Below are 19,775 nucleotides of genomic sequence, written 5' to 3'. Positions count from 1 at the left end.
CGTCAGGATTGTTCCGTTCTTGCATCGGTCGCGCTCAGGTACTGTTCGAAGCGCATCGGGGGAGCGCCGGTGATTCGCTCGACGTCACCGCTCACCGTCGCCATGACGTTGCTCGCGACCGCCGTGTACGTGCTGACCCACGCCTCGACCTGCCAGTCGGGCACGCCATACGACGCTCGTGATTCGTAGGCTTCTTCAAGGCTCTCATCGTAGAACTGCACCTCGGTGCCACGGACGTCGCTGATCGTCGAGGCAACCTCAGCGAAAGACAATGCTTCGGGGCCGGTGAGATCGTAGGTCGTGTCGAGGTGTTCGTTCGGCTTCGACAGGATCACCGCAGCAGCACGGGCGACATCTGCGCGAGCGACCAGCGCCACCTTCCCGTTGCCGCCCGGTCCGCGGATCACGGAGTCCTCGCCGACGAAGGGTTCCATGACGTCCATGTAGAAGCTGTCGCGCAAGAACGTCCAGTGCATCCCCGAGGACTTGATGTGTGCCTCGGTGTGGAAATGGTCACGCGCGAGCGTGAAGGTTGCATCCGGTGCGGCCGCCGCGAACGAGGTGTAGACAACGTGGCGAACCCCGGCTGCGGCCGCCGCATCAACAAAGGTGCGGTGCTGTGCGAGCCGATCAGCGCTCTCCGCGCCGGAAACCATGAGGAGTGTTGCAACGCCCTCGAGCGCACGCTTCGACGCTTCGAAGTCGCCGTACCCGCATTCGTGCAATGACGATGCCGGGAGTTGCGGAGCCCGCGACGCATCGCGCACGAGGAGCCGAAGGTTCGCGCCCTGTTCGGAGAGCATTGCAGCGACGCGTCCGCCGATGAAGCCGGTGCTGCCGGTGATGCCAATTGGAGTGTCGTCCTGATTCATCGGGGTTCCTTTCGAGGTGCTGCCAGCATCCACGCTAGCCCCGACCGAGGCCTTTCGTCTTGTCTTCTCATGCCTTACCCTTGGAGCGTGCTTTTGTATTTCCTCTAACGGCCGAGCAGGCCCACCGCGCGTGAAGCAAGGCTTCTCGCAGGCGGCCGCTCCGTACTGACCCGTTCCGGGTCGCCGTTTTCGCGCACTCCATCGCAACGATCATCCTGTTCCGCAGGTCGAATCATCGTGCGATCAGTGCGCCTTCCAAAGGAATTCACGATGCAAACACCACACACTCATTCTGCGCGCCATCGTGCGCAACTGACCGCGACCTCGGTCAGTGTCACGAGAGGCTCCCTGCCCGTACTCACTCACGTCGCCCTCACTGTCACGCCCGGCGCTCGCATTGCGATTGTGGGCGAGAACGGAAGGGGCAAGTCAACGCTGCTCCACGTGCTGAGCGGGGCACTGATTCCAGACGCAGGCGAAGTGCAGCGTCTCGGGACGATCGGTGTTGCCGAGCAGGAGATGTCAGCAGACGGCGACCGCACGGTCGGTGCCGCGGTCGCTGAGGCGATCGCACCCGCAATTGCCGCGCTCGCCGAACTCGACCTCGCCGCCGAAGGTCTCGCGCTCCAAACAGGCAGCACCGCGGCGAGGTATGCGGAGGCTCTCGAACATGCGGAGGCGCTCGACGCCTGGAACGCCGAGCGTCGCGTGATGATCGCCCTCGAAGCACTCGATGCAGAGACGGACATGGCCAAGCCGCTCAGCGAACTCTCGGTCGGCCAGCGGTATCGCGTTCGGCTTGCTTGCCTCCTCGGCGCAGACGACGACTTTCTGCTCCTCGACGAACCGACCAATCATCTCGACCGCAGCGGACTCGAATTCTTGACCACTCGGATTCGTGAACGCCGCGGGGGAGTCGTGATCGTGACGCATGATCGCGCGCTCCTGACCGACGTGGCGAACACGATCGTCGATCTCGACCCCACCTTCGACCAGCTGCCTCGCGTCTACGGCGACGGCTATGCGGGGTATCAACAGGGGCGCCTGGCTGAGCGCGAGCGGTGGGAGCAAGCGTTCGAACGGCAGCAGGCGGAGCAGCTCAGGTTGCAAGACAATCTGAGCGCTGCACAAAACCGGCTTGTTTCCGGGTGGCGACCGGAGAAGGGCACGAACAAGCACGGTCGCGCCACGCGCGCCGGCGGACTCGTGCAGAGCGTGCACCGGCGCCAAGCACAACTCGACGCGCACGCGGTCACGGTGCCGGAGCCGCCCCAGGTATTTCGCTTTCCAGACATCGAAGTGAACACTGGTGTGACCCTGCTCGATGCGCACGAGCTGCACCTCGATGGTCGGATGAACGAGCCGGTGTCACTCTCGCTTGCTGCGGGAAATCGCCTCGTCGTGACCGGCCCAAACGGAGCAGGGAAGTCGACGTTGCTGCAGTTGCTCGCCGGCGACATGCCGCCGAGCAGCGGCGCGATCATTCGGCACTCGAGTGCCCGGATCGGATTCTTGCGACAGGAATCTTCGCTCCCAATCGACGAGCGAGCGAACGATGTCTTCGCGAAGCATCTCGAAACCCAGGTCTCGAACGGTGTGCTCAAGACCGGCACCTTGGTCGGACTCTCGCAGCTCGGACTGCTGCGTACGCGAGAGTCGGGAAAACGCCTCGGCGAACTGTCAATGGGGCAGCAGCGTCGGCTCGAACTGGCGATGGTGCTCGCCACTCGTCCGCAGGTGCTCCTTCTCGATGAGCCGACGAACCACCTCTCAATCGCGCTCGTCGATGAACTCACGGAGGCGCTCGGCGCCACGGATGCAGCGGTCGTGGTCTCGAGTCACGATCGCCAGCTGCTGCGTGACGTCGCCGAGTGGCCACATCTCCGGCTCGAGCCTCGTCAGGAATCGGGCACGGAGCACACCGAGGGCGACGAGCACGATCGGGAACTGCGCGGATAAGGTTGAAGGGTGTATGCGGCGGCGATGACGAATGAGTCGTCGTCGCGTCACCGTAGTGCAACGAAGAGTGCGGCCACCCGGCGCTCGCAGGCGAAACTCGCCGGTGTTGCCGCGGTCACCGCGACCTGCATCGCGCTGATCTCGCACCTGCTCGGTGGCGGAGCGATGCCAGGGCTTCTCGGGATCGTGATTCCGCTCATCCTTGCCATGCCGGTGTGCCTCCTGCTCGCCAAACTCCGAAACAGTGTCGCCAGGCTCGGGCTCTCGGTCACGGTCAGTCAGTTCCTGTTCCACACGCTCTTCGTCTTCGGGGCGCAGCGAGCCACGGCGCCGAGTGCGGCTCCAGCAGCGTCGTCTCACGATCACAGCGGGCACGCGGCGTTCTCCGCGGCAACATCGGACCTCGCTACGGGTGCATCGCACTCGGGCCACGATGGTCCGCTGATGTGGGTGATGCACGCGCTCGCAGCGGTGGTCACGACGCTGATCCTCGCGCACGGCGAAGCAATTCTTGTTGCCTTCGCCTCGGTGAAGCAGATCGCTGCGGCACTCTTCCTGCGGCGCACTCGACTCCACGAACCACTTCCCATTGCATCGGCGCCGAACACTGCACTGACGACACTCGACTGGGTGCCAGCTTTGCGCACGAGAAGCTCGGCGATCGTGCAACGTCGAGGTCCGCCTGTCGTTCTCTGAATGTTGATTGCCACTCCCGCTGCAGCGGACCTGTGGCGTACTCACCACTGATTCCCGTGCAGGGGCCGTTCGTTGTGCCCTCCGGACCCAACATTTGAGACAAGGAACCCAATGACGAATGCCGTCACTGGCGACATCAGCGTGCCCGCCGATGCGCCGCAACCATCACCGCCCACACGGCGAACCCCAAGAAATAGAGAGGGGTGGTTCGCCCAGCTCCTGATGCGACTCCATTTCTATGCGGGGATCTTCATCGGACCATTCATTCTGATCGCCGCAGCCAGTGGCGCCCTCTACGCATTCACGCCGCAACTCGAACGCCTGGTGTACGCCGACGTCCTGACCGCGCCGGTGACTGAGACCTCCCTCTCCTTGAGTGAGCAGGTCACGATCGCAAACGAGTTCGTCGGGTCAGACGCCGTGATTGCTGCGGTGCGCCCAGCACCCGAGCCTGGTGACACGACCCGTGTCATGTATGCAGACCCGGAACTCGGCGCGAGCGAGACCCGCGCGATCTTCATCGACCCGGGCACAGGCGAAGTGCACGGCGACTTCACCGTGTACGGCACCTCAGGGCAGCTGCCGCTTCGAACCTGGATCGATCAGCTCCACCGGAGCCTGCACCTCGGCGACGCCGGTCGCCTCTATAGCGAGCTTGCTGCGTCCTGGCTCGGAGTGATTGCGCTCGCAGGCATCGTGCTGTGGGTGATGCGGTATCGGAAGGCGCGAAGTGCGAAACAGAAGAAGAATCTCCTTCGACCCGATCTTCGAGCCAAAGGGTTCGCGAGGACACGGAGCTTGCATACCTCAGCCGGCGTTTGGGTGCTGCTCGTTGCCCTCTTTCTCTCGGCGACGGGCATCACCTGGTCGCAGTACGGGGGAGCGAATTTCAGTGCCCTGCGCAGTGCTGTCGGCTGGGAAACTCCCGCGCTCAACACTGCACTCGGTGCTGCGGCGAGTGAATCCGACGAGCATGCCGGACACGATGGTCACGACGCGCATGCCGGACACGATGGTCACGACGCGCATGCCGGACACGACGGTCACGACGGTCACGACCATGGCCACGCGGAAGGTGAGGCCGCTGGAGACCTCGATTCGAGTCTGTTCGACGAGGTGCTCGCGATTGCGCAGGACGTCAACGTCAACACGGGGCTCGTGGAGATCAGGCCGCCGGGCGACAGCGATACGGCGTGGGTCGTGCAAGAGATCCAGCGCAGCTTTCCGACCGAGGTCGACTCGGTTGCGATCGACCCCGGGACACTCGAAGTCGTGGATCGAGTCGACTTCGCCGAGTTCTCGTTCATTGCAAAGCTCAGTCGTTGGGGAATCGACTTGCATATGGGAACAATGTTCGGTCTTCCGAACCAGATTGTGCTGTTCGTCATGGCGACAGCAATCGCGGCGATGGTGGTGTGGGGCTACGTGATGTGGTGGCAGCGCCGACCGACCCGCGATCCCGCACGGAAGGTTGGTGCGCCGCCAACTCGCGGGGCGATCACTCGAGCGCCGTGGTGGGGGATCGCCGCGGTGCTTGCAGCCGCTGCCGCCATTGGCATCTTCTTGCCGCTCATGGGAATCTCGCTCGCTGCGTTCCTGCTGGTCGATGTGGTGGTCGGGATCATGCGACGGAGGTCGCAGCGCAGCTCGAGGAATTCGGCGCCGGAAGTCTCGAGCTAAATGCCCGCAGAGGGTCGCGCGTTCACCTGCGCGACCCTCTGCGGCGGGACAACGTGCGTATGCGTTGTTGTTCCTCGGCCCGTCTCAGCACGACCGCAGGTCGATCGCGTACGGTTTTGGCATGGCGTTTGCACTGATTCTTCCAAGTTCGCGAGATGCGATTCGCGCGTCCGGTGGCGATGCGGCAAAACCTGCTGAGGCCGACGCGGCAGCGAGTCAGTTGCGCCGCGACTATGAACGACTCACCCGGTGGTGGTTGGGATTCGCCGCATTCTTCATGGCAACGATCGGCGCGTTCGTCGCCATCGGCACGGCCAATGAGATGGTGCGATTGGGTGGCCCGGTCGCCACGGTCGATCTGCTCGTGGTGGTGCTCGCGGGCCTCATCAGTCTCGCTGGAATCGCCATTCTTGTGATGCTCTGGCGATCCGGCAGGGTGGTGCTGGACGCGGCGGTCTGGTGGCTCCGCCTCCCGTACCGACAAGGCTGGCGCCAACGCAATGCTGCAGGCTGGGTCGGCGCGCGGACCGTGCATTACGAACTGCGCGTGTTCGTCCGCATCACGACGGCAACGCTCGCGACACTCATCGGGATCGGCGGGGTTTCCTTGTTCGTCCGCGACCTCCTCAATGGTCTCGAGATCATGTCGTTCTCGGCATTGGCCATCGGCCTCATTGGTCTTGCGAGCGGGTTCGGACAATTCGGCGGAGTGTTCCGGCTGACCTCTGGCATGTCGGAAGCAGACCCACTGTGGGTGCGAATTCGTTCAGCCTTCGCATCATCCAAGTCGCCAGAAGCGTAAAAGCGTCGCGCTCACGACAGCGTTGCCGCGAGTTCGGCAATCGCATCGGCCACGGCTTTTGGGTTTTCCCACGCGGTGAAGTGGCCCCCAGATTTAAGGCGCTCGAACGAGCGAATATCCAGATAGCTCTTCTCGGCGAGACTCCGCGGGTAGCCGGCCTCGTGGGTCTGAATTCGAAGTGCCGCGGGCACTCCGACGACAGGGTGGGCATCGAAATCGCCTGGCTCACAATAGGTTCTGAAGCTCGTGCCGATGGAGTTCGTGTGCCAATAGAGCGAAACGAGCGTCAGGAGTTCCTCTGGATCGAATCGCTCGATGCCGGTGGCATGACCGCCATCACTCCACGCGGCGACTTTCTCGATAATCCACGCGAGCAATCCGAGCGGGGAGTCTCCGACTGCTGCTGCGAGTGTGTCGGGCCTGGTTGCCTGCTGCAGCGCGTAGCCCGACTCTTCGCGAAGCATCGTCGTCGCCAGGAACCTGCGTTCTTCTGGGGCGAGTTCGATTTCGGGTCTCGCTTGCGCCGAAAACGAAGGATGCGTCGCGATGATCCCTGCGACCGATTCCGGATACAGCCCTGCGATCCAATCGGCGATCGGTGCCCCCATGTCTTCGCCATAGACGAGGTAGCGCTCGTAGCCGAGGTCGGTCATGAGATCGTGCATGAGCTCGGCGACGCGACGCGCACTGAACTCGGTGTGCAGGGGAGGAGAAAACGCGAATCCGGGAAGTGACGGAGCCACCAGTGGTCGACTCCTGTTGAGGGCATCGGCAAGCGGGAGCATCTGCGCGAATGTGTAGGGCCATCCGTGCAGCGTGAGCACGGGTAGCGTGTCGGTCTCGTGCGCTGCCCGGTGAACGAAATGCAAGTTCGTTGCCTCGTGGTCGTACCGGTACTGGTGCTCGGTGTTCAGTCGCGTGGTGAGTGCGGGCCAATCGAACTGCTCCACCCACTGTGTTCTGAGCGAATCCAGCAGAGGAACGGGAATACCCCGTGACCACTCGGCACCCGGCGTCGCGATGGGGAGCCGCGCGCGCAGCAATCGATCGCGCAGATCCTGCACTTGCGCATCGGATGTCTGTATTGCGAACGGCGAAAACTTGCGACTGTGCGCTCTCATGGACGTCTCACTCCCTGTGCTTCGTGCGAACCGAGTTGCTCGAGGCTGTTGTGTTGGCTCGGTGTCGCCGAACTCGATCTCTCGTGGCGCACCGCACGCAACAGTATTCACGCGCGGTTTCCGCCGAGGCGGCAAGGAATGGCGTGATGCACGGTGCACTCGCGCACCGGCGAATGTCATGGCGGCGACCAGTGGCTACAGCCGTCATCAGGGGCGGAAGGAGTTCGGACCACACGAGACTGCGCGGGTCTGAACGGAGCGAGCGGAAGCCGATTGACTGGGCCGCAACGGTTGGAACTATCGCATGCTCGCTCACGAGTCGGTCGAGCTGCGCCGCGGCGTGTTCGTCGGTCTGATCGAGCAGGATCCCGGCGATCGCATCACGTATTTCGCGCGCGTCCGCCAGGCGGGTGATCCGCCGTGCAGCGGGGCTGAACTCGCCGATGATCGTGCCGAACGCCGTGAGATCGAGTTGCTCGGGCCAGACGCCCTCGGGTCGTGTCGCGCTGAGAGCGATCATTGCCGCGAGTGCATTCTTCTCCATGTGCCCAGCATAGATCACGTAACGGATCAACTGCTTTCATTGCGTTACACCCGAGTGCGAGCCGGAGCCCGAGCTCAAGCCCGAACCCGAGCTAGAGCCCGAGCCCGAGCCCGGGCCTGAACCCAAGCCCGAACCCAAGCCCGAGCCTGAATTGCGGTTCGCGTGCGTGACGACTTGACACGGAAGGTGACGATACTCATAATTGAGTTCAGTCAGTATTTCTACAACGAGTACGACGCGCGGACCCCTCGAGCCTCATTCGAGCGGGGCGCGAGATTCAGGGAGTCATCATCATGCAAGCGTTCGTTCTCACGAAATACGGCGATCCACTCCAACTTCGCGACATGCCCGAGCCGCAGCTCGGCTCCCGAGACGTCCTGGTGCGCATTGAAGCGGCGAGTGTGAATCAGATCGACGAGAAGATCCGTACAGGGGAGTTCAAGCAAATCCTTCCGTACGCACTTCCGCAGACGCTCGGTCATGATCTCGCGGGCGAAGTGATCCGAGTCGGCGGTTCGGTGACGAAGTTCGTGGCAGGCGACAAGGTGTATTCCTCGCCATCGCAGGCTCAACTCGGTAGCTTCACGTCGCTGATTGCAATTGATGAGGCAGATCTGGCGCATCGTCCAAGTAATGTCACCGCGGCTGAAGCCGGGTCGCTGCCGCTCGTCGCGTTGACTGCCTGGCAGGCGCTCGTCGAGCGGGGCCAGGTGAAGCCAGGGCAGAAGGTGCTCATTCATGCCGGAGCGGGTGGTGTCGGATCGATCGCCATCCAGCTGGCAAAACACCTTGGCGCCACGGTTGCAACGACCGCAAGTGCGTCGAATCTCGAGTTCGTCCGCGGGCTCGGCGCAGATGTCGCGATCGACTATCGCAACGAGGACTTCGAATCGATGCTCTCTGGCTACGACTTCGTGCTCGACAGTCTCGGCGGAGAAAACCTCGAAAAGTCGTTGCGGATCCTGCGGCCAGGAGGGAAGGTTGTCGGCATCTCAGGCCCACCAGACCCCGCGTTTGCTCGGACCGCAGGGCTTGGCTTGATCATGCGGCTCGCAATTGCAGGCTTGAGTCGCAAGATCCGGAAGCTCGCGTCGCGTCTCGGTGTGCAGTACGAGTTTTTGTTCATGCACCCGAGCGGGGAACAGCTCGCGCAGATCACAGCACTCGTTGAGAATGGCGCATTGCGGCCGGTGCTCGCATCGACCTTCCCCTTTGAGAAGACGCCCGAAGCGCTCGAGACCTTGCAGGCCGGCGGATTCCGCGGCAAGGTCGTCGTCCTCTCCGCGTGAAGCTGCGGGTCCTGACGCACCAAGGCCCGCAGCTATCGGTCTTGAATCGCTGGGTCCTGAAGCGCTGACCGATCACAACGCTGCCGATCTTCGGCCGCCGCTTTTCACTTTCGTGACGTCAAACTTTTGAAGGAATGAGCATCAGTATGGAAGCTTCAACATCATCGGCCTCGGCAGCACGGTACGCCGACGCGAAAACGCAGACCGTGGCTGTCGGGAATGTGCAGTACGCCTACCGCGAGCTCGGTCCGAAAGGCGGGGTGCCAGTCGTGTTCTTCGTGCACCTTGCGGCCACGCTCGATAATTGGGACCCGCGAATTCTCGATCCAATCGCGCAGCACCGACACGTCATCGCATTCGATCAGCGTGGGGTTGGGGCATCGACGGGAACGGTGCCGGACACGCTCGAAGAAGCCGCGGATCACGCGTTCGAGTTCATTCGTGCTCTCGGGTTTGAAGAGATCGATGTGTTCGGGTTCTCGATGGGAGCGATGATCGCCCAGGATCTCGCCGTCAAGCATCCGAAGTTGGTCCGACGGCTTGTGCTCACCGGCACGGGTCCGCGCGGCGGAAAAGACATCGACAAGGTTGCACGGACCACCTACTTTGACGTGCTCCGCGCGACGCTCACGCGCTCCGATCCGAAGGAGTTCCTCTTCTTCAATCGAGATGCCGTTGGCAAGCGCGCAGCGAAAGCGTTCATCAAGCGTTTGCAGGAGCGCACGGAAGATCGGGATGCGCCGATCAGCACGAAGGCGTTCCAGACGCAACTTCGAGCGATTCAGCGATACGGCAGGAGCGCTCCATCGGATCTTTCTGCGCTGACGCAGCCGACCCTGATCGCCAATGGTGATCACGACCGGATGGTGCCGAGTGTGCTCTCTGAAGACATGCATCGTCGAATCGCAGGATCACAGTTGAAGATTTATCCGAACTCCGGGCACGGAGGAATTTTTCAGCACTGGACGGACTTTGCTCCGCTCGCGTCTCGCTTCCTCGCCGATGGCGCTGCCAGGCCGAGAGAAGCTGCCGGGTCGCAGAGCGCGTAGGGCACTTTCTTCAGCAAAAGCCGAAAGTTTGGCGCGCTCCTAACGATCGCTTGTGGCCTCCTGCAAGGGGATGATGAGGCACGTGCTCGATGCGGTCGCGAGCACGCGGCCTTCTTGATCGCGAATCTCGGCCTCTGCGAAGCTTGCACTCCGGCCGCGCTTCGTGACCCAGCCGCGTGCTGTGACAATGCCGGTCTCAGCGGTGATCGCGCGCAGGAACGAGACTTTGAGTTCGAGCGAGGTGTACGCGACCCCAGCGGGAAGCGTCGTGTGGACGGCGCATCCGCAGGCGGAGTCGAGCAGGGTCGCGAAGAAGCCGCCGTGCACGGAGCCAACGGGGTTGTAGTGCGACTCGTCCGGCACTGCGGTCATGACGACCTCGCCATCCTCGACCGAGGAAAATTCCAGACCGATATGACTTCCGATGGGAGGCGGCGGGAACTCGCCGTTTGCAACCGCACGCAATTGCTCGATCCCGGGGCGGGCAAAGAGCGCTCGCTTGTCTTGCTCGGGGGTGAAGTAGTGCAGGGTCTTTGACTTGTCGGGGTGGCCAGGCTGGTTGGCTCGGGTCGACCCGGAGTTGGCTCTTGCGTGATCCTCGTCGTTCATGGCTTCACCCTAACGATCGCGGCGACGATCGTGGGCAGCGACTGATCCGGTCGGCCTCGGGATCGCGTGTGCGATTCCGCCGGGGGCGGCATCAGGAGATCAGAACCTCGCACTGCTGACGAATTTGTCCGACGACCTCGTGTTCGCTTGCGGCGGCATTGGGGCTCGCGGCCATACTCACGAACATGATTGCCGAAACGATCCGGGCGAGCGTCGTAGCCTGCTCCGTTTTCTCCATGCCGGTTCTGGTCAAAACCTCGACGATCGCCTCGTCGGTCTCAGCGACGATTCGGAGCGCCTCGGCATGGTGTGGTTCGGCAGGGTTCCCGAACACCATCTCGCGCAGGTAGGTGCGCCCATTGTCGACGTGCACGCGGTTGCAGGTCACGATTTCAGTGACGATCGCCATCACCGCGTCAAGTGGCGAATCGATGTTCGCAGCAGCAGCGCGACCCTGAGCGAGAGCCTGCGCGTAGTGCACGTTCTGCACGAGGAGAAGGAGTTCACCCTTCGTTTTTGCGTACAAGAACAGCGTGCCGGCTCCGATGTCGGCGTGCTCGGCGATCATCTGCGTCGTGACCTCGTCGACGCCGTGCTTCGAGAACAGCGCGCTCGCCGATTCGATGATCCGGTTCAGCTTGTCTTGCTTGTTGCGCTCTCGACGGCCGAGAGGGGCTTGCTGTGCTGCCGTCACGATTAATCCCTTCACGCCGTTTCGCTCAATCTTGAGTTTACTCATAATTAATGTTGGGATGCGGTGCGCTGAGCGAGCGCGCTGGGGTGCTTGTTCTCTTCGCGAGAGTCCAGGTTCTCTCGGTACCGTGGTTCCATGACGCCCGGCGAACAGCTCTCGAACGAGCACAGTGACACTTTTGACGGAGTGAAGATCGGCAGGCCGGCGACCGGCGCACTCATTGCTGCCGGGTTCGCCGAGCAGCGTGACCTACCCTCGGACCTGAATGAACTTCTCGCACTGCACGGTGTCGGCCCGGTCGCGGTGGAGCGACTGCGCGCAAGCAGAGAGCACTCGGCGTGAACGGCGTGTACGCGGCAATGGAACCGTTCGAGCGCGCGGCGATGCCGAAACTCTGGGCTCCGCGCATCTTTTCTGCGGGCCTCGCGCTCCTTGTTGTGGTGACAGCGATCGTTGGCGTCGTGCAGTTCTCGCGCCTTGCAGCTGGCGATACTTCCGGCCTGATGGCGTGGTTGTTGTACGGTGCCGCGCCTGCGTTCGTGCTCTTCGTTGTCATCCCCAGTGCCATTGCAGCGCGGAGGGACAAGCAGCGCACCATTGTCGAGCACCAGATCCGGATGGCGTTGCCGCAGCAGCCGCGGTGGCCCGGGACGGTTGTCAATCGCGATCCGCATGTCGACTCCGACAACGCTGTGGCACACGCCGCTCGAACCGTCGTGAATCAGGGGATGGATCCAATGCGGCGGCGACAGGTTGCGCTTGGCATCGCGCGTCACCTGCAGCGGCATTCCGCCGATCACTTTCCTACGCAACCAATCACGTACCAATTCACCCTCGAGAACGGCGCATCCCTCGCGGTCGGCGACTTGCAGATCGGAACGGGCAAGCGAGAGCTGTCGTTCAGTTCGGACCGTGTGGTGCGAGGGCATGGGCAACTCCTCGGAGCGCTGCTGCGGCCCTCGAACGTCATGGACGCAACCGCGTGGTTTTCCTACCCGATGACTCCGAGCGAGCAGTGGCGTGCCCTCCGCACGATCGAGAATTCGATCGAGATCGCGTTTCATAACCGCTCGATGACGGTATCGAAAGGTGTGATCCTGCTCGACCCGCTTGCAGAGCCGGAGCACGTTCCGTTCTCAATGATTGAGCGATCCTGGGTCGCAGCGGTTGCCGACGACCCGATGTATTGAAGCGCGGATCACCGAACCTCGCAGCCGCAACGAGAAAGAGCGCCACGATTGCTCGTGACGCTCTCTCCTGCAGCAGTTCGCTGCGAACACTGGCTTAGCTGCGAACGGTCCGCAACGCTCCAGCCCATGATTCGAGCTGATCGAACAGCACGGTCGCCTGTTCGGCGTACTGCGGTCCCGGCTTGAATTCGCTGAAGTTCTCGAAGTCGTCGAACAGTGAGAAGCTCACTTGCTGACGAACGTGCGCGATCTGCAGTTCTGCGGAAATCGCGCGGAGGTGCTCGATCGCTCGCGAACCGCCGAGGCTGCCGTACGAGACGAACCCGGCGGCCTTGTTGTTCCACTCTGCGTAGAGATAATCGATCGCGTTCTTCAGCACGCCGGAGGTCGAGTGGTTGTACTCGGGGCTGACGAAGATGAAGCCGTCGTACTGAGCGATTTTCGCCGCCCACTGCTTGGTGTGCTCGTTTTCGTACGCGCCGAACGATGGTGGTGTCGGCTCGTCCAAGAACGGAAGGTTGATGTCGGCGAGGTCGATCAGTTCGTAGCTGGCGTCACGGCCGGCTGCCTGTTCGAGTACCCAATCGGCAACGCTCTTGCCGTTGCGGCCCGGTCGGGTACTGCCGAGAATGACTGCAATTCGAAGGTCGGTCATGCGGAGTGCTCACTTTCCTCGATGAAAAACGGTGTGTTCAGCGTAGAAGAGCTTCCTATGGAGTTGGGAAGAATCGTCTTTGCGCGAACATCCCGGGTGATCGTCAGGAGCGTTCACCATTGGCCGTAAGGTCGCTCGACGTCGTGCGATCGTGAGTGCCATCGGCTTCGCTTGCGACGACTCGTGCGCGCAGCACGCGCCGGAGTCGAATGATGAACGGCACCGATCCGACGACTCCGATCACGGCGCACGCGAAGAGCACGCTGTACGAGTTCGCAGTCGCAATCAGGAGCGATCCCGCGATCGCCGGAGCCAAGACTTGGGGAAGCACGGTGGCGAGGCCGAGGAATCCGAGATCGCGACCGCTGTCTGCGCCCGAGGGAAGCAGGTCGAGCATGAGTGCGACATCCGCCGTCAAGAAGATTCCACGACCGAGCCCTGCAATCGCGGCGTAGATGGCGAGGCCGGCGAGCGTTGGTGAAACGAGTGGCACCAGGAGTCCGGCAGCGATGATTGCGGTGGCAATCAGGAGCCATCGAACTCGATACGGCATCACGAACCGGGAGCCCAGGAACGCTCCGATCACGATGCAGACGATATGTCCGCCGATGAGGGTGCTGACGGTTCGACCCGCATCGGCGACGTCGAGATTCGTGAAATCCATGACGATGTAGAGCAGGTAGGTCATCACGAGCTGATGGCCGAGTACGAGCACGAATCTGCCTGCGAAAAGGAGCGGCAGCCCAGAGCCTTTCCAGGCGATCTTCGGGCGGACGAACACGGTTGTTCGCGCGATGTTGCGCTCCGGATTCAACCAGACGAAGCCGAGCATCGTCAGCACGAGCACGATCGCGAGGCACTGGTACAGAAACTGCGGATCATCGAGCGCGAGTCCCGCGAACGCGGTGCCCGCCGCGAGTCCGATGGCCGCACCGGCGCCCGCGAACGCGCTGCCGCGAGCTCGCTCGTGTACTCGGAGTCGATCGGCGAGCACGGCATCCAATGGTGCTTCGATGGTGTTGAGGACGGGTTGCAAGATCAGCCAGCATCCCGCGATTGCGACCACTGAGGTTGCGAACCCACTTGCGATCATGAGGGCTGCTGCGACGAGGGCTCCGCCAAGGATCCACGGGGATCGGCGACCCCATCGGGTGCGAGTTCTATCGGAGGCGGCGCCTGCGAGCGGCCGAACGATGATGGTGATGATCGAGGATGCCGTCATCACCAAGGCGAGGGTCGGCTCTTTATTCGCCGGTTCCGCAAGTGCAATTTGTGCAGGCACGATCATTCCGGCGACCGCCGCGTACATCGCATTCAAAGCGATTCCGGCGAACAGGAGTGACCAGAACAGGCGAGATTGCATCAGTAGCTCTTTCTGAACACTGGGGGATATCTGGCGTTCGAGAGGTGTGTGCGCTGCGCGTGGACGACATGAACCGGTTCCGGATGACGCAAGGCATCGAGGGAATCTTTGCACATATCGATGCGGCAATCGATGCGCTCAGCGCACCTGCCGGTCCGCGATCGCGTGGGTGATCACATCAACCGCGAGGAGGTCTGGCAATGAGCCCCGCAAACACGGGGCCCCAGAACTGGGTGAAAAGCAGGGTGAAATTACTTCGGTTCCAGCGTCACCGAGGTCACCCCTCCTGATGATGAGAGGAGAGCCACGGGAGTTCCTGGTCTGGCTCACGCTCTTGCCCGAGAAGTTGAAGGACACCACCGTGCGCACTCGCTCGACACCACCGATCTGGGAGCCTCGGTTCGACGCAACTCGGTTGGGAACCCTCCGGTTTTGGGCGACTCGGCTTTTGGTAACTCGGTTTTCGGTGATTCGGTTTTCGGTGATTCGGTTTGTGGCGACTCAGCCGAGGTCGCAGCGAGTGCTCAGTGGTCTGACCGTGCTGGCTTTGGGGATCGTGCTGCTGTGCGTCGCTGCCTCGGCGCTGCTGCATTCACAATCAAACGAAACCGGGCAAATCGGCCTCATTGCGGCGATCGTCAGCTGCTTGACAGTGATCTTCGCGCTCGGGGTGCGACTGCGCGCACGAGAGCGGGCGAAGGAACCGCAGAAGGCCGGTATCTCGATCTGAGCGCTCGCGGAGCGGGTGCGCTCATGCTCGCAACCCGCCTCACTCTAGGAACGTGGCAGGTCCGTCGTTTCGCCGAGCAGCCCGAGTGACAGTGCACGAGCAAGCGCGTGTTCGCGCGTGTTGACCTGCAGTTTTCTGAACAGCGATCGCTTCTGCGACTTCACCGTGTTCGGCGATACCTGCAGCGTGCGAGCAATGGAGTCGAGGTTCGATTCCTTCAACAGCGCCTCGAGCACGACTTGCTCGCGCGAGGTCAGGGTGGGGGCAGATTCTGTTTGTTCGAGCGGTGTCGGGGCGTCCAGGAGGAGATCCGCGAAGAGTGCGCGCTCACTCGCAGGAATGAGCATCAGAGGTGAGCGAACGCCAAACGATTGCACGAGCGCGGTGACGGAGCGCAGAGTGATTTCCGCTTCCTCTTCTCGCCCGAGACGGTGCAACACGAGTGTTTGCAACGTCAAGCGGAGCAATTTCGACTCGGGGGAGACACCTTCGGTTTTCGAGAGCAATTCGAGCGCTTTCGCGTTCTGGTCCTGGAAGATCAGGTTCCGGATGACGCCGAGTTTCACCGTGGGGGAATCATGGTCGTCACTGGCAAGAGAGAACGCTTCCGACCGGTTCCCGACCGCGAGTGAGAGCAGCGAATCGGAGAGGTCCAGCACTCGACGTGCGATCCGATTGTTTCGAATTCCTCGTCCTCGCCGCTGACGAAGAGCACGGAACGATTCCTGGCCGGCATGCGCGCGGCCCTGCAGGACATCGAGGAGCGCTCGCACGCCCGCGATCACGGGCCAGTGCTCAATCGTTTCGAGGATGGGATCGAGCGACTGCAATGCCTCATCAGCGGCCTCGAAGTCGCCGCGCTCGATCGCGACCTTGGCTTGCGCGATGGTGAGGAAACTCCCCGGATACTCGTTCAGCATCTCCGACGGCCAATGCTGCTCGAACGTCGTCGCGATCCACGCTTCGGCTTCCACGACATTCCCTCGGAGCGCCTCGGTGAGGGCGATTCCACCGAGCGCGGCGAGTTCGGTGGCGCGCCGGTTCGCAGTGTTCGACGCTCGCTCGAACATCGCCCGGGCCGCTTCGAACCGACCGCCGTAGAACAAGCTGATCGCAACGTGCTGGTGCACGTCCCCGAGCACGCCCCGGAGTTCGAAGCGTTCCTCGTCATCGAGAGATTCCAGCAAGGTTTTCGCAGCGACTGCAGCGCGCAAGCCGCCGTCAAGATTATTCGTCACTCGAAGTGCAATGCTCTCGATCGCTTTCATCAAGGCGCGATCCGCCGGACTCCGAACCGCTGTCTTCGCCCCGATCAGTGCGACGCCGAAGAACTCGACCGCCTTCAACACGTGCTTTCTCCGGGCGTTGTACATCACGGCGACCGCGAAGGCGGTGATGGGGTGTCGTCGAAGTGCGCGCAAAGGAGTTCCTTCGAGCACGGTCAACAGCATCGGCCCTGTTGCATTGAGCAGTGTGAGGCCTGAGCGTTTGATTGCGGCATCCACGATCTCGAACTGTCCGCTCACCGCAGCTTCCGCGACCGCACCGAAGTACGCCTCGTCGTGGAGGAGTTGCTGTGCCGCAAGAAGATGAATTCGGCGACGAGCCTCGGGCGACAGAGGATTCTCGAGCTGCGTCGCCATCCGAACCGTCGGTGTGAAGTTGAACACCCGAACTCCGACGTCCAAAGTCCATCGACCGAGCCCGTCGCGCTCAGCCTCTGCGAGTACTTCGGCGTCGGCATTGAGCGTCTGCGAAAGACCGGCGGTCAGGGAATGCGGAACGCTCAATCGACTGTGATGCCGGGGGAGCGGTTCGGTCGCTGCGTGGCCGAGCGCAGCTCGCATGGATGGTTCGCTCGTCAGCCCGGGTTGAGCGATGATCGCGAGTGACTTCGGGTGGCCCATGGTGACCAGCTCGGCGATGCGCGCGCTGGCAGTCGATTGCCGCAGCGAGAGATACTCGCCGATTTCTTTCCGCGTGAAGTACAGGTCATCGCAGATTTCACCGCGAAGCTTCTCGGGCACGGCATTGATCGAGTGCGCCGCGATCCGTACTCTCAGTTGCGGATTTGCGGCGTAGGCGGCAACGACTTCTGACCACTGCTTCTCGGTGACCTGTTCTGCGTCGTCAATCAGGACGATGGTCGATCCGTCGAAGCCGGCCTGAGGGCTCGGGTACCAGATCGCTCGGGGCTCACGGGATGCAAATTGCTGCAGAACGGTTGTCTTTCCGGCTCCTCGCGGGCCGAGGAGCGAGACGCTTCGAGGGGCTGACGCGAGCTGCTCGAGCAGATGACCGCGTTCGAGTGCGGTGACGGTCGAACTCGAGGACATAGGTGCAACGTTAGTCCGGAATGCCGCTCTTGCCCTGAATTTCCGAGGTGCCGCTCCGTGACAATCGTGCGTCTGCGCGATCAGCTCAATGCCGCTTGACGACCCAGCGGCTCTGAAAACCGATCAGGCGCTCCTCGTACGCGAATGCGAAGAGAGACGCTGGCACGATGGTCATGAAAAGAATCGACGTCAACAGGGGTCCGCTCAGATCGACTTCGCTCATGAACGACAAATACGCGACGGTCCCCAAGGTCAATAGCACGACGACGAGACACACCACCCGCAGAAGGTGTCTCGGCAGGCGCAGAAGCCAATCTGACGAAACCAGTGGCATGTCAGCGAGTTCCTGCAGGCGCACGATCAAGCTTCGCGGAGCAATCGGTGCGGGAAGATCCTGCGGCGTCGGGACTTCACGCACCGGGCCGTCGAAAAACAGCCCGGACCAGAAGCGCGAGTGTTCGCTTTCGTCTGGCACTTCGTAGCTGCCCTGCCATTCCCATCCGGCGCCGTTCCAGCGGAAGATCTCGCTGAAGAAGAGTCCGCTCGAGTGCGTCACTCGTGACTTCAGCCATTGGCGACCGTTGTGCTCGAGCGCGAGCACTTCGGGCATCCGGCGGAGCGGGTTCGGCACTCCACTGGGGTGTGGCTCGCGATCACGAGCAGGTGCTTCCTGCGTGGGGTCAACGAGGTGTGCCATGCATTCCAGGGTTGCAGAGTCTCAGGAGGGAATCCGAAATCGTTATATTCACGCGGCTGCTCGGCATCGGGTTTGCTGCGCGGAATCTTCGACTTCGCGCTGAGAGGAACCGCTAGGTAACAGGGGTACGGGCGACTAGCGTTGTACCCCTCGACACCGAAGGAGATCTGAAGTGGCAAATTCCGTAGCAGCAGTGTGGGTTCCCGTCAGCGACATGGAGCGAGCGATTCGCTTCTACCGTGAGGTGCTCGGACTCGACATCGAACAGCAAGACACCAACTGGAGCGAAGCGACCATCAAGGGTGGGCTCACCATTGGCTTGAACGGGCACGAAACCGCGAAGCAGAACACCGACGGTGGCGGCGCAGTCATTACGTTCTATCCCGAGGGATCGATCGAAGACGAGCGCGATCGGCTCGTCTCGCAGGGCGTCGAAATCACCGACGAGATCGGCGACTACCCCTGGGGACGATTCCTGCCGTTCAAAGACTCAGAAGGCAACGACCTGCAATTGTTCGTTTCGAACAGCTAGCGAGTCATTTCGCCAACGCCCCGAGCAGCTACGAGCTCTCGGGGCGTTGTGCTGCCTGCTCGGTTGCGCTCTGCTCGGATTCCGCCGACCACGTCGCCAGCAGTGTGAGTCCATCCGCTGACGCTGAGCCTTCGGGTGCTGTGAACACATTGAGTTGTAAGCCCGGGTCACCCGGAAGGAGAAGCGCTTCGTAGTCGAGTTCGATTTTGCCGACGGCGGGATGGAAGAAGGTCTTCGTTCCAGAGCGGTGATATCGCACATCGTGCGTCGCCCAAAGGTGGCGAAATTCTTCGCTCCGGGTTGAAAGTTCACCAACGAGATCAGAGAGTGCCCGATCAAAAGGGTTACGCCCAGCGGCGGCTCGGAGAATCGCGACGGCGTCTTGACTGATCCGAGATGCTCGATCTCCCCAGAATGCTCGTGCTGCGTTCGGGTCGAGGAACTGGAATCGCGCCGTGTTCACTGTCGTCCACGCAAATCGGGTGGCTGATTCGAAGATCGGCGAATAGAGCGCTCGACCCATCTCATTTGCCCCGAGGATGTCGAGGTGGGCGTTGCGCACAAACGCCGGTGTGCCTTCCATGGCATCAAGGACCCGCTGCACCGCTGGTCGAAGCTGAAGTGCGGTGACTTCACGATTGCTCGCTCGAACCCGCCCGGATTCGTTCGCGGTGCGAGCGAGATCGAGCAGGTGGCCGCGCTCGGCCTCGTTCAGTTGGAGCGCTTCCGATAGCGAATGCAGCACCGATTGGGATACGCCTCTGAGATTTCCTCGTTCAAGGCGGGTGTAGTAGTCCACGCTCACGCCGGCAAGCATCGCGACTTCTTCGCGCCGCAGCCCAGGCACACGACGATTGCCACCGTACGCCGGAAGTCCCGCCTGCTCGGGCGTGATCCTTGCACGACGAGTCGTCAAGAACTCGCGAGTGTCATCCTTCAGATCCATTCCTCCACCGT

At 62.1% G+C, this 19,775-nt stretch carries 20 protein-coding genes; 10 read left to right on the top strand and 10 right to left on the bottom strand.

Features of this window, described 5'->3' with window-relative positions; all coding sequences use genetic code 11:
* Positions 1-2 precede the first annotated feature (2 nt).
* Positions 3-872 (bottom strand): SDR family oxidoreductase, encoded by an 870-nt coding sequence (locus U2H20_RS04210; protein ID WP_430593247.1) that lies wholly within the window; start codon positions 870-872, stop codon positions 3-5.
* 270 nt (positions 873-1,142) lie between these two features.
* On the opposite strand from U2H20_RS04210, the gene U2H20_RS04205 reads away from it, so the two are divergent.
* The 4 genes from U2H20_RS04205 to U2H20_RS04190 all read left to right on the top strand — a co-directional run bounded on the left by U2H20_RS04205 (position 1,143) and on the right by U2H20_RS04190 (position 6,009).
* Positions 1,143-2,831, top strand: coding sequence for an ABC-F family ATP-binding cassette domain-containing protein (locus tag U2H20_RS04205; protein WP_430593246.1), 1,689 nt, complete (start codon positions 1,143-1,145; stop codon positions 2,829-2,831).
* 24 nt (positions 2,832-2,855) lie between these two features.
* Positions 2,856-3,527 carry a hypothetical protein gene (locus tag U2H20_RS04200; RefSeq protein ID WP_430593245.1) on the top strand — a complete coding sequence of 224 codons (672 nt, stop codon included), beginning with the start codon at positions 2,856-2,858 and terminating at the stop codon, positions 3,525-3,527.
* 111 nt (positions 3,528-3,638) lie between these two features.
* Complete coding sequence (locus U2H20_RS04195) at positions 3,639-5,207, top strand: PepSY-associated TM helix domain-containing protein (protein WP_430593244.1); 1,569 nt, start codon at positions 3,639-3,641, stop codon at positions 5,205-5,207.
* A 121-nt stretch (positions 5,208-5,328) separates the two neighbouring features.
* Positions 5,329-6,009 (top strand): hypothetical protein, encoded by a 681-nt coding sequence (locus U2H20_RS04190; RefSeq protein ID WP_430593243.1) that lies wholly within the window; start codon positions 5,329-5,331, stop codon positions 6,007-6,009.
* A gap of 11 nt (positions 6,010-6,020) precedes the next feature.
* Here the strand turns inward: U2H20_RS04190 and U2H20_RS04185 are convergent, their stop codons facing one another.
* Positions 6,021-7,130 carry an epoxide hydrolase family protein gene (locus U2H20_RS04185; RefSeq protein WP_430593242.1) on the bottom strand — a complete coding sequence of 370 codons (1,110 nt, stop codon included), beginning with the start codon at positions 7,128-7,130 and terminating at the stop codon, positions 6,021-6,023.
* A gap of 7 nt (positions 7,131-7,137) precedes the next feature.
* A complete protein-coding gene (locus U2H20_RS04180; protein WP_430593241.1) occupies positions 7,138-7,674 on the bottom strand; it encodes a CGNR zinc finger domain-containing protein in 537 nt (178 codons plus the stop codon).
* A gap of 293 nt (positions 7,675-7,967) precedes the next feature.
* On the opposite strand from U2H20_RS04180, the gene U2H20_RS04175 reads away from it, so the two are divergent.
* Together U2H20_RS04175 and U2H20_RS04170 are read left to right on the top strand one after the other, a co-directional pair.
* Positions 7,968-8,963 (top strand): NADP-dependent oxidoreductase, encoded by a 996-nt coding sequence (locus U2H20_RS04175; RefSeq protein ID WP_430593240.1) that lies wholly within the window; start codon positions 7,968-7,970, stop codon positions 8,961-8,963.
* A gap of 146 nt (positions 8,964-9,109) precedes the next feature.
* Positions 9,110-10,012 (top strand): alpha/beta fold hydrolase, encoded by a 903-nt coding sequence (locus tag U2H20_RS04170; RefSeq protein WP_430593239.1) that lies wholly within the window; start codon positions 9,110-9,112, stop codon positions 10,010-10,012.
* Positions 10,013-10,051: 39 nt separating this feature from the next.
* On the opposite strand, the gene U2H20_RS04165 is transcribed toward U2H20_RS04170, so the two are convergent.
* Entirely contained in the window at positions 10,052-10,621 is a 570-nt protein-coding gene (locus U2H20_RS04165; RefSeq protein ID WP_430593238.1) for a PaaI family thioesterase, read from the bottom strand.
* Between the two features lie 91 nt (positions 10,622-10,712).
* Positions 10,713-11,315 carry a TetR/AcrR family transcriptional regulator gene (locus tag U2H20_RS04160; RefSeq protein ID WP_430593237.1) on the bottom strand — a complete coding sequence of 201 codons (603 nt, stop codon included), beginning with the start codon at positions 11,313-11,315 and terminating at the stop codon, positions 10,713-10,715.
* A 135-nt stretch (positions 11,316-11,450) separates the two neighbouring features.
* On the opposite strand from U2H20_RS04160, the gene U2H20_RS04155 reads away from it, so the two are divergent.
* Together U2H20_RS04155 and U2H20_RS04150 are read left to right on the top strand one after the other, a co-directional pair.
* Positions 11,451-11,657: a helix-hairpin-helix domain-containing protein gene (locus U2H20_RS04155; protein WP_430593236.1), complete on the top strand. Its 207-nt coding sequence runs from the start codon at positions 11,451-11,453 to the stop codon at positions 11,655-11,657.
* Complete coding sequence (locus tag U2H20_RS04150; protein ID WP_430593235.1) at positions 11,654-12,505, top strand: hypothetical protein; 852 nt, start codon at positions 11,654-11,656, stop codon at positions 12,503-12,505. The genes U2H20_RS04155 and U2H20_RS04150 overlap by 4 nt, the downstream gene beginning before the upstream one ends.
* A gap of 94 nt (positions 12,506-12,599) precedes the next feature.
* On the opposite strand, the gene U2H20_RS04145 is transcribed toward U2H20_RS04150, so the two are convergent.
* Positions 12,600-13,160, bottom strand: a complete 561-nt coding sequence (locus U2H20_RS04145) for an NADPH-dependent FMN reductase (protein ID WP_430593234.1) — start codon at positions 13,158-13,160, stop codon at positions 12,600-12,602.
* A 103-nt stretch (positions 13,161-13,263) separates the two neighbouring features.
* A complete protein-coding gene (locus tag U2H20_RS04140) occupies positions 13,264-14,523 on the bottom strand; it encodes an MFS transporter (RefSeq protein ID WP_430593233.1) in 1,260 nt (419 codons plus the stop codon).
* Positions 14,524-15,016: 493 nt separating this feature from the next.
* Here U2H20_RS04140 and U2H20_RS04135 point away from each other — a divergent pair, with 493 nt between their 5' ends.
* Positions 15,017-15,253, top strand: coding sequence for a hypothetical protein (locus U2H20_RS04135; RefSeq protein WP_430593232.1), 237 nt, complete (start codon positions 15,017-15,019; stop codon positions 15,251-15,253).
* A gap of 44 nt (positions 15,254-15,297) precedes the next feature.
* Here the strand turns inward: U2H20_RS04135 and U2H20_RS04130 are convergent, their stop codons facing one another.
* Together U2H20_RS04130 and U2H20_RS04125 are read right to left on the bottom strand one after the other, a co-directional pair.
* Positions 15,298-17,589 carry a LuxR C-terminal-related transcriptional regulator gene (locus U2H20_RS04130; RefSeq protein ID WP_430593231.1) on the bottom strand — a complete coding sequence of 764 codons (2,292 nt, stop codon included), beginning with the start codon at positions 17,587-17,589 and terminating at the stop codon, positions 15,298-15,300.
* An 85-nt stretch (positions 17,590-17,674) separates the two neighbouring features.
* Positions 17,675-18,286, bottom strand: a complete 612-nt coding sequence (locus U2H20_RS04125) for a hypothetical protein (protein WP_430593230.1) — start codon at positions 18,284-18,286, stop codon at positions 17,675-17,677.
* A 172-nt stretch (positions 18,287-18,458) separates the two neighbouring features.
* On the opposite strand from U2H20_RS04125, the gene U2H20_RS04120 reads away from it, so the two are divergent.
* Positions 18,459-18,818, top strand: a complete 360-nt coding sequence (locus U2H20_RS04120; protein ID WP_430593229.1) for a VOC family protein — start codon at positions 18,459-18,461, stop codon at positions 18,816-18,818.
* Positions 18,819-18,846: 28 nt separating this feature from the next.
* On the opposite strand, the gene U2H20_RS04115 is transcribed toward U2H20_RS04120, so the two are convergent.
* The gene (locus U2H20_RS04115) at positions 18,847-19,764 is read right to left on the bottom strand and encodes a helix-turn-helix domain-containing protein (protein ID WP_430593228.1); all 918 of its coding nucleotides are present in this window, start codon (positions 19,762-19,764) and stop codon (positions 18,847-18,849) included.
* Positions 19,765-19,775: the final 11 nt, after the last annotated feature.

The organism is Humidisolicoccus flavus, assembly GCF_045689595.1.
In the GTDB taxonomy this organism is placed as follows: domain Bacteria; phylum Actinomycetota; class Actinomycetes; order Actinomycetales; family Microbacteriaceae; genus Humidisolicoccus; species Humidisolicoccus flavus.
This window is presented reverse-complemented; position numbering and strand designations above follow the sequence as displayed.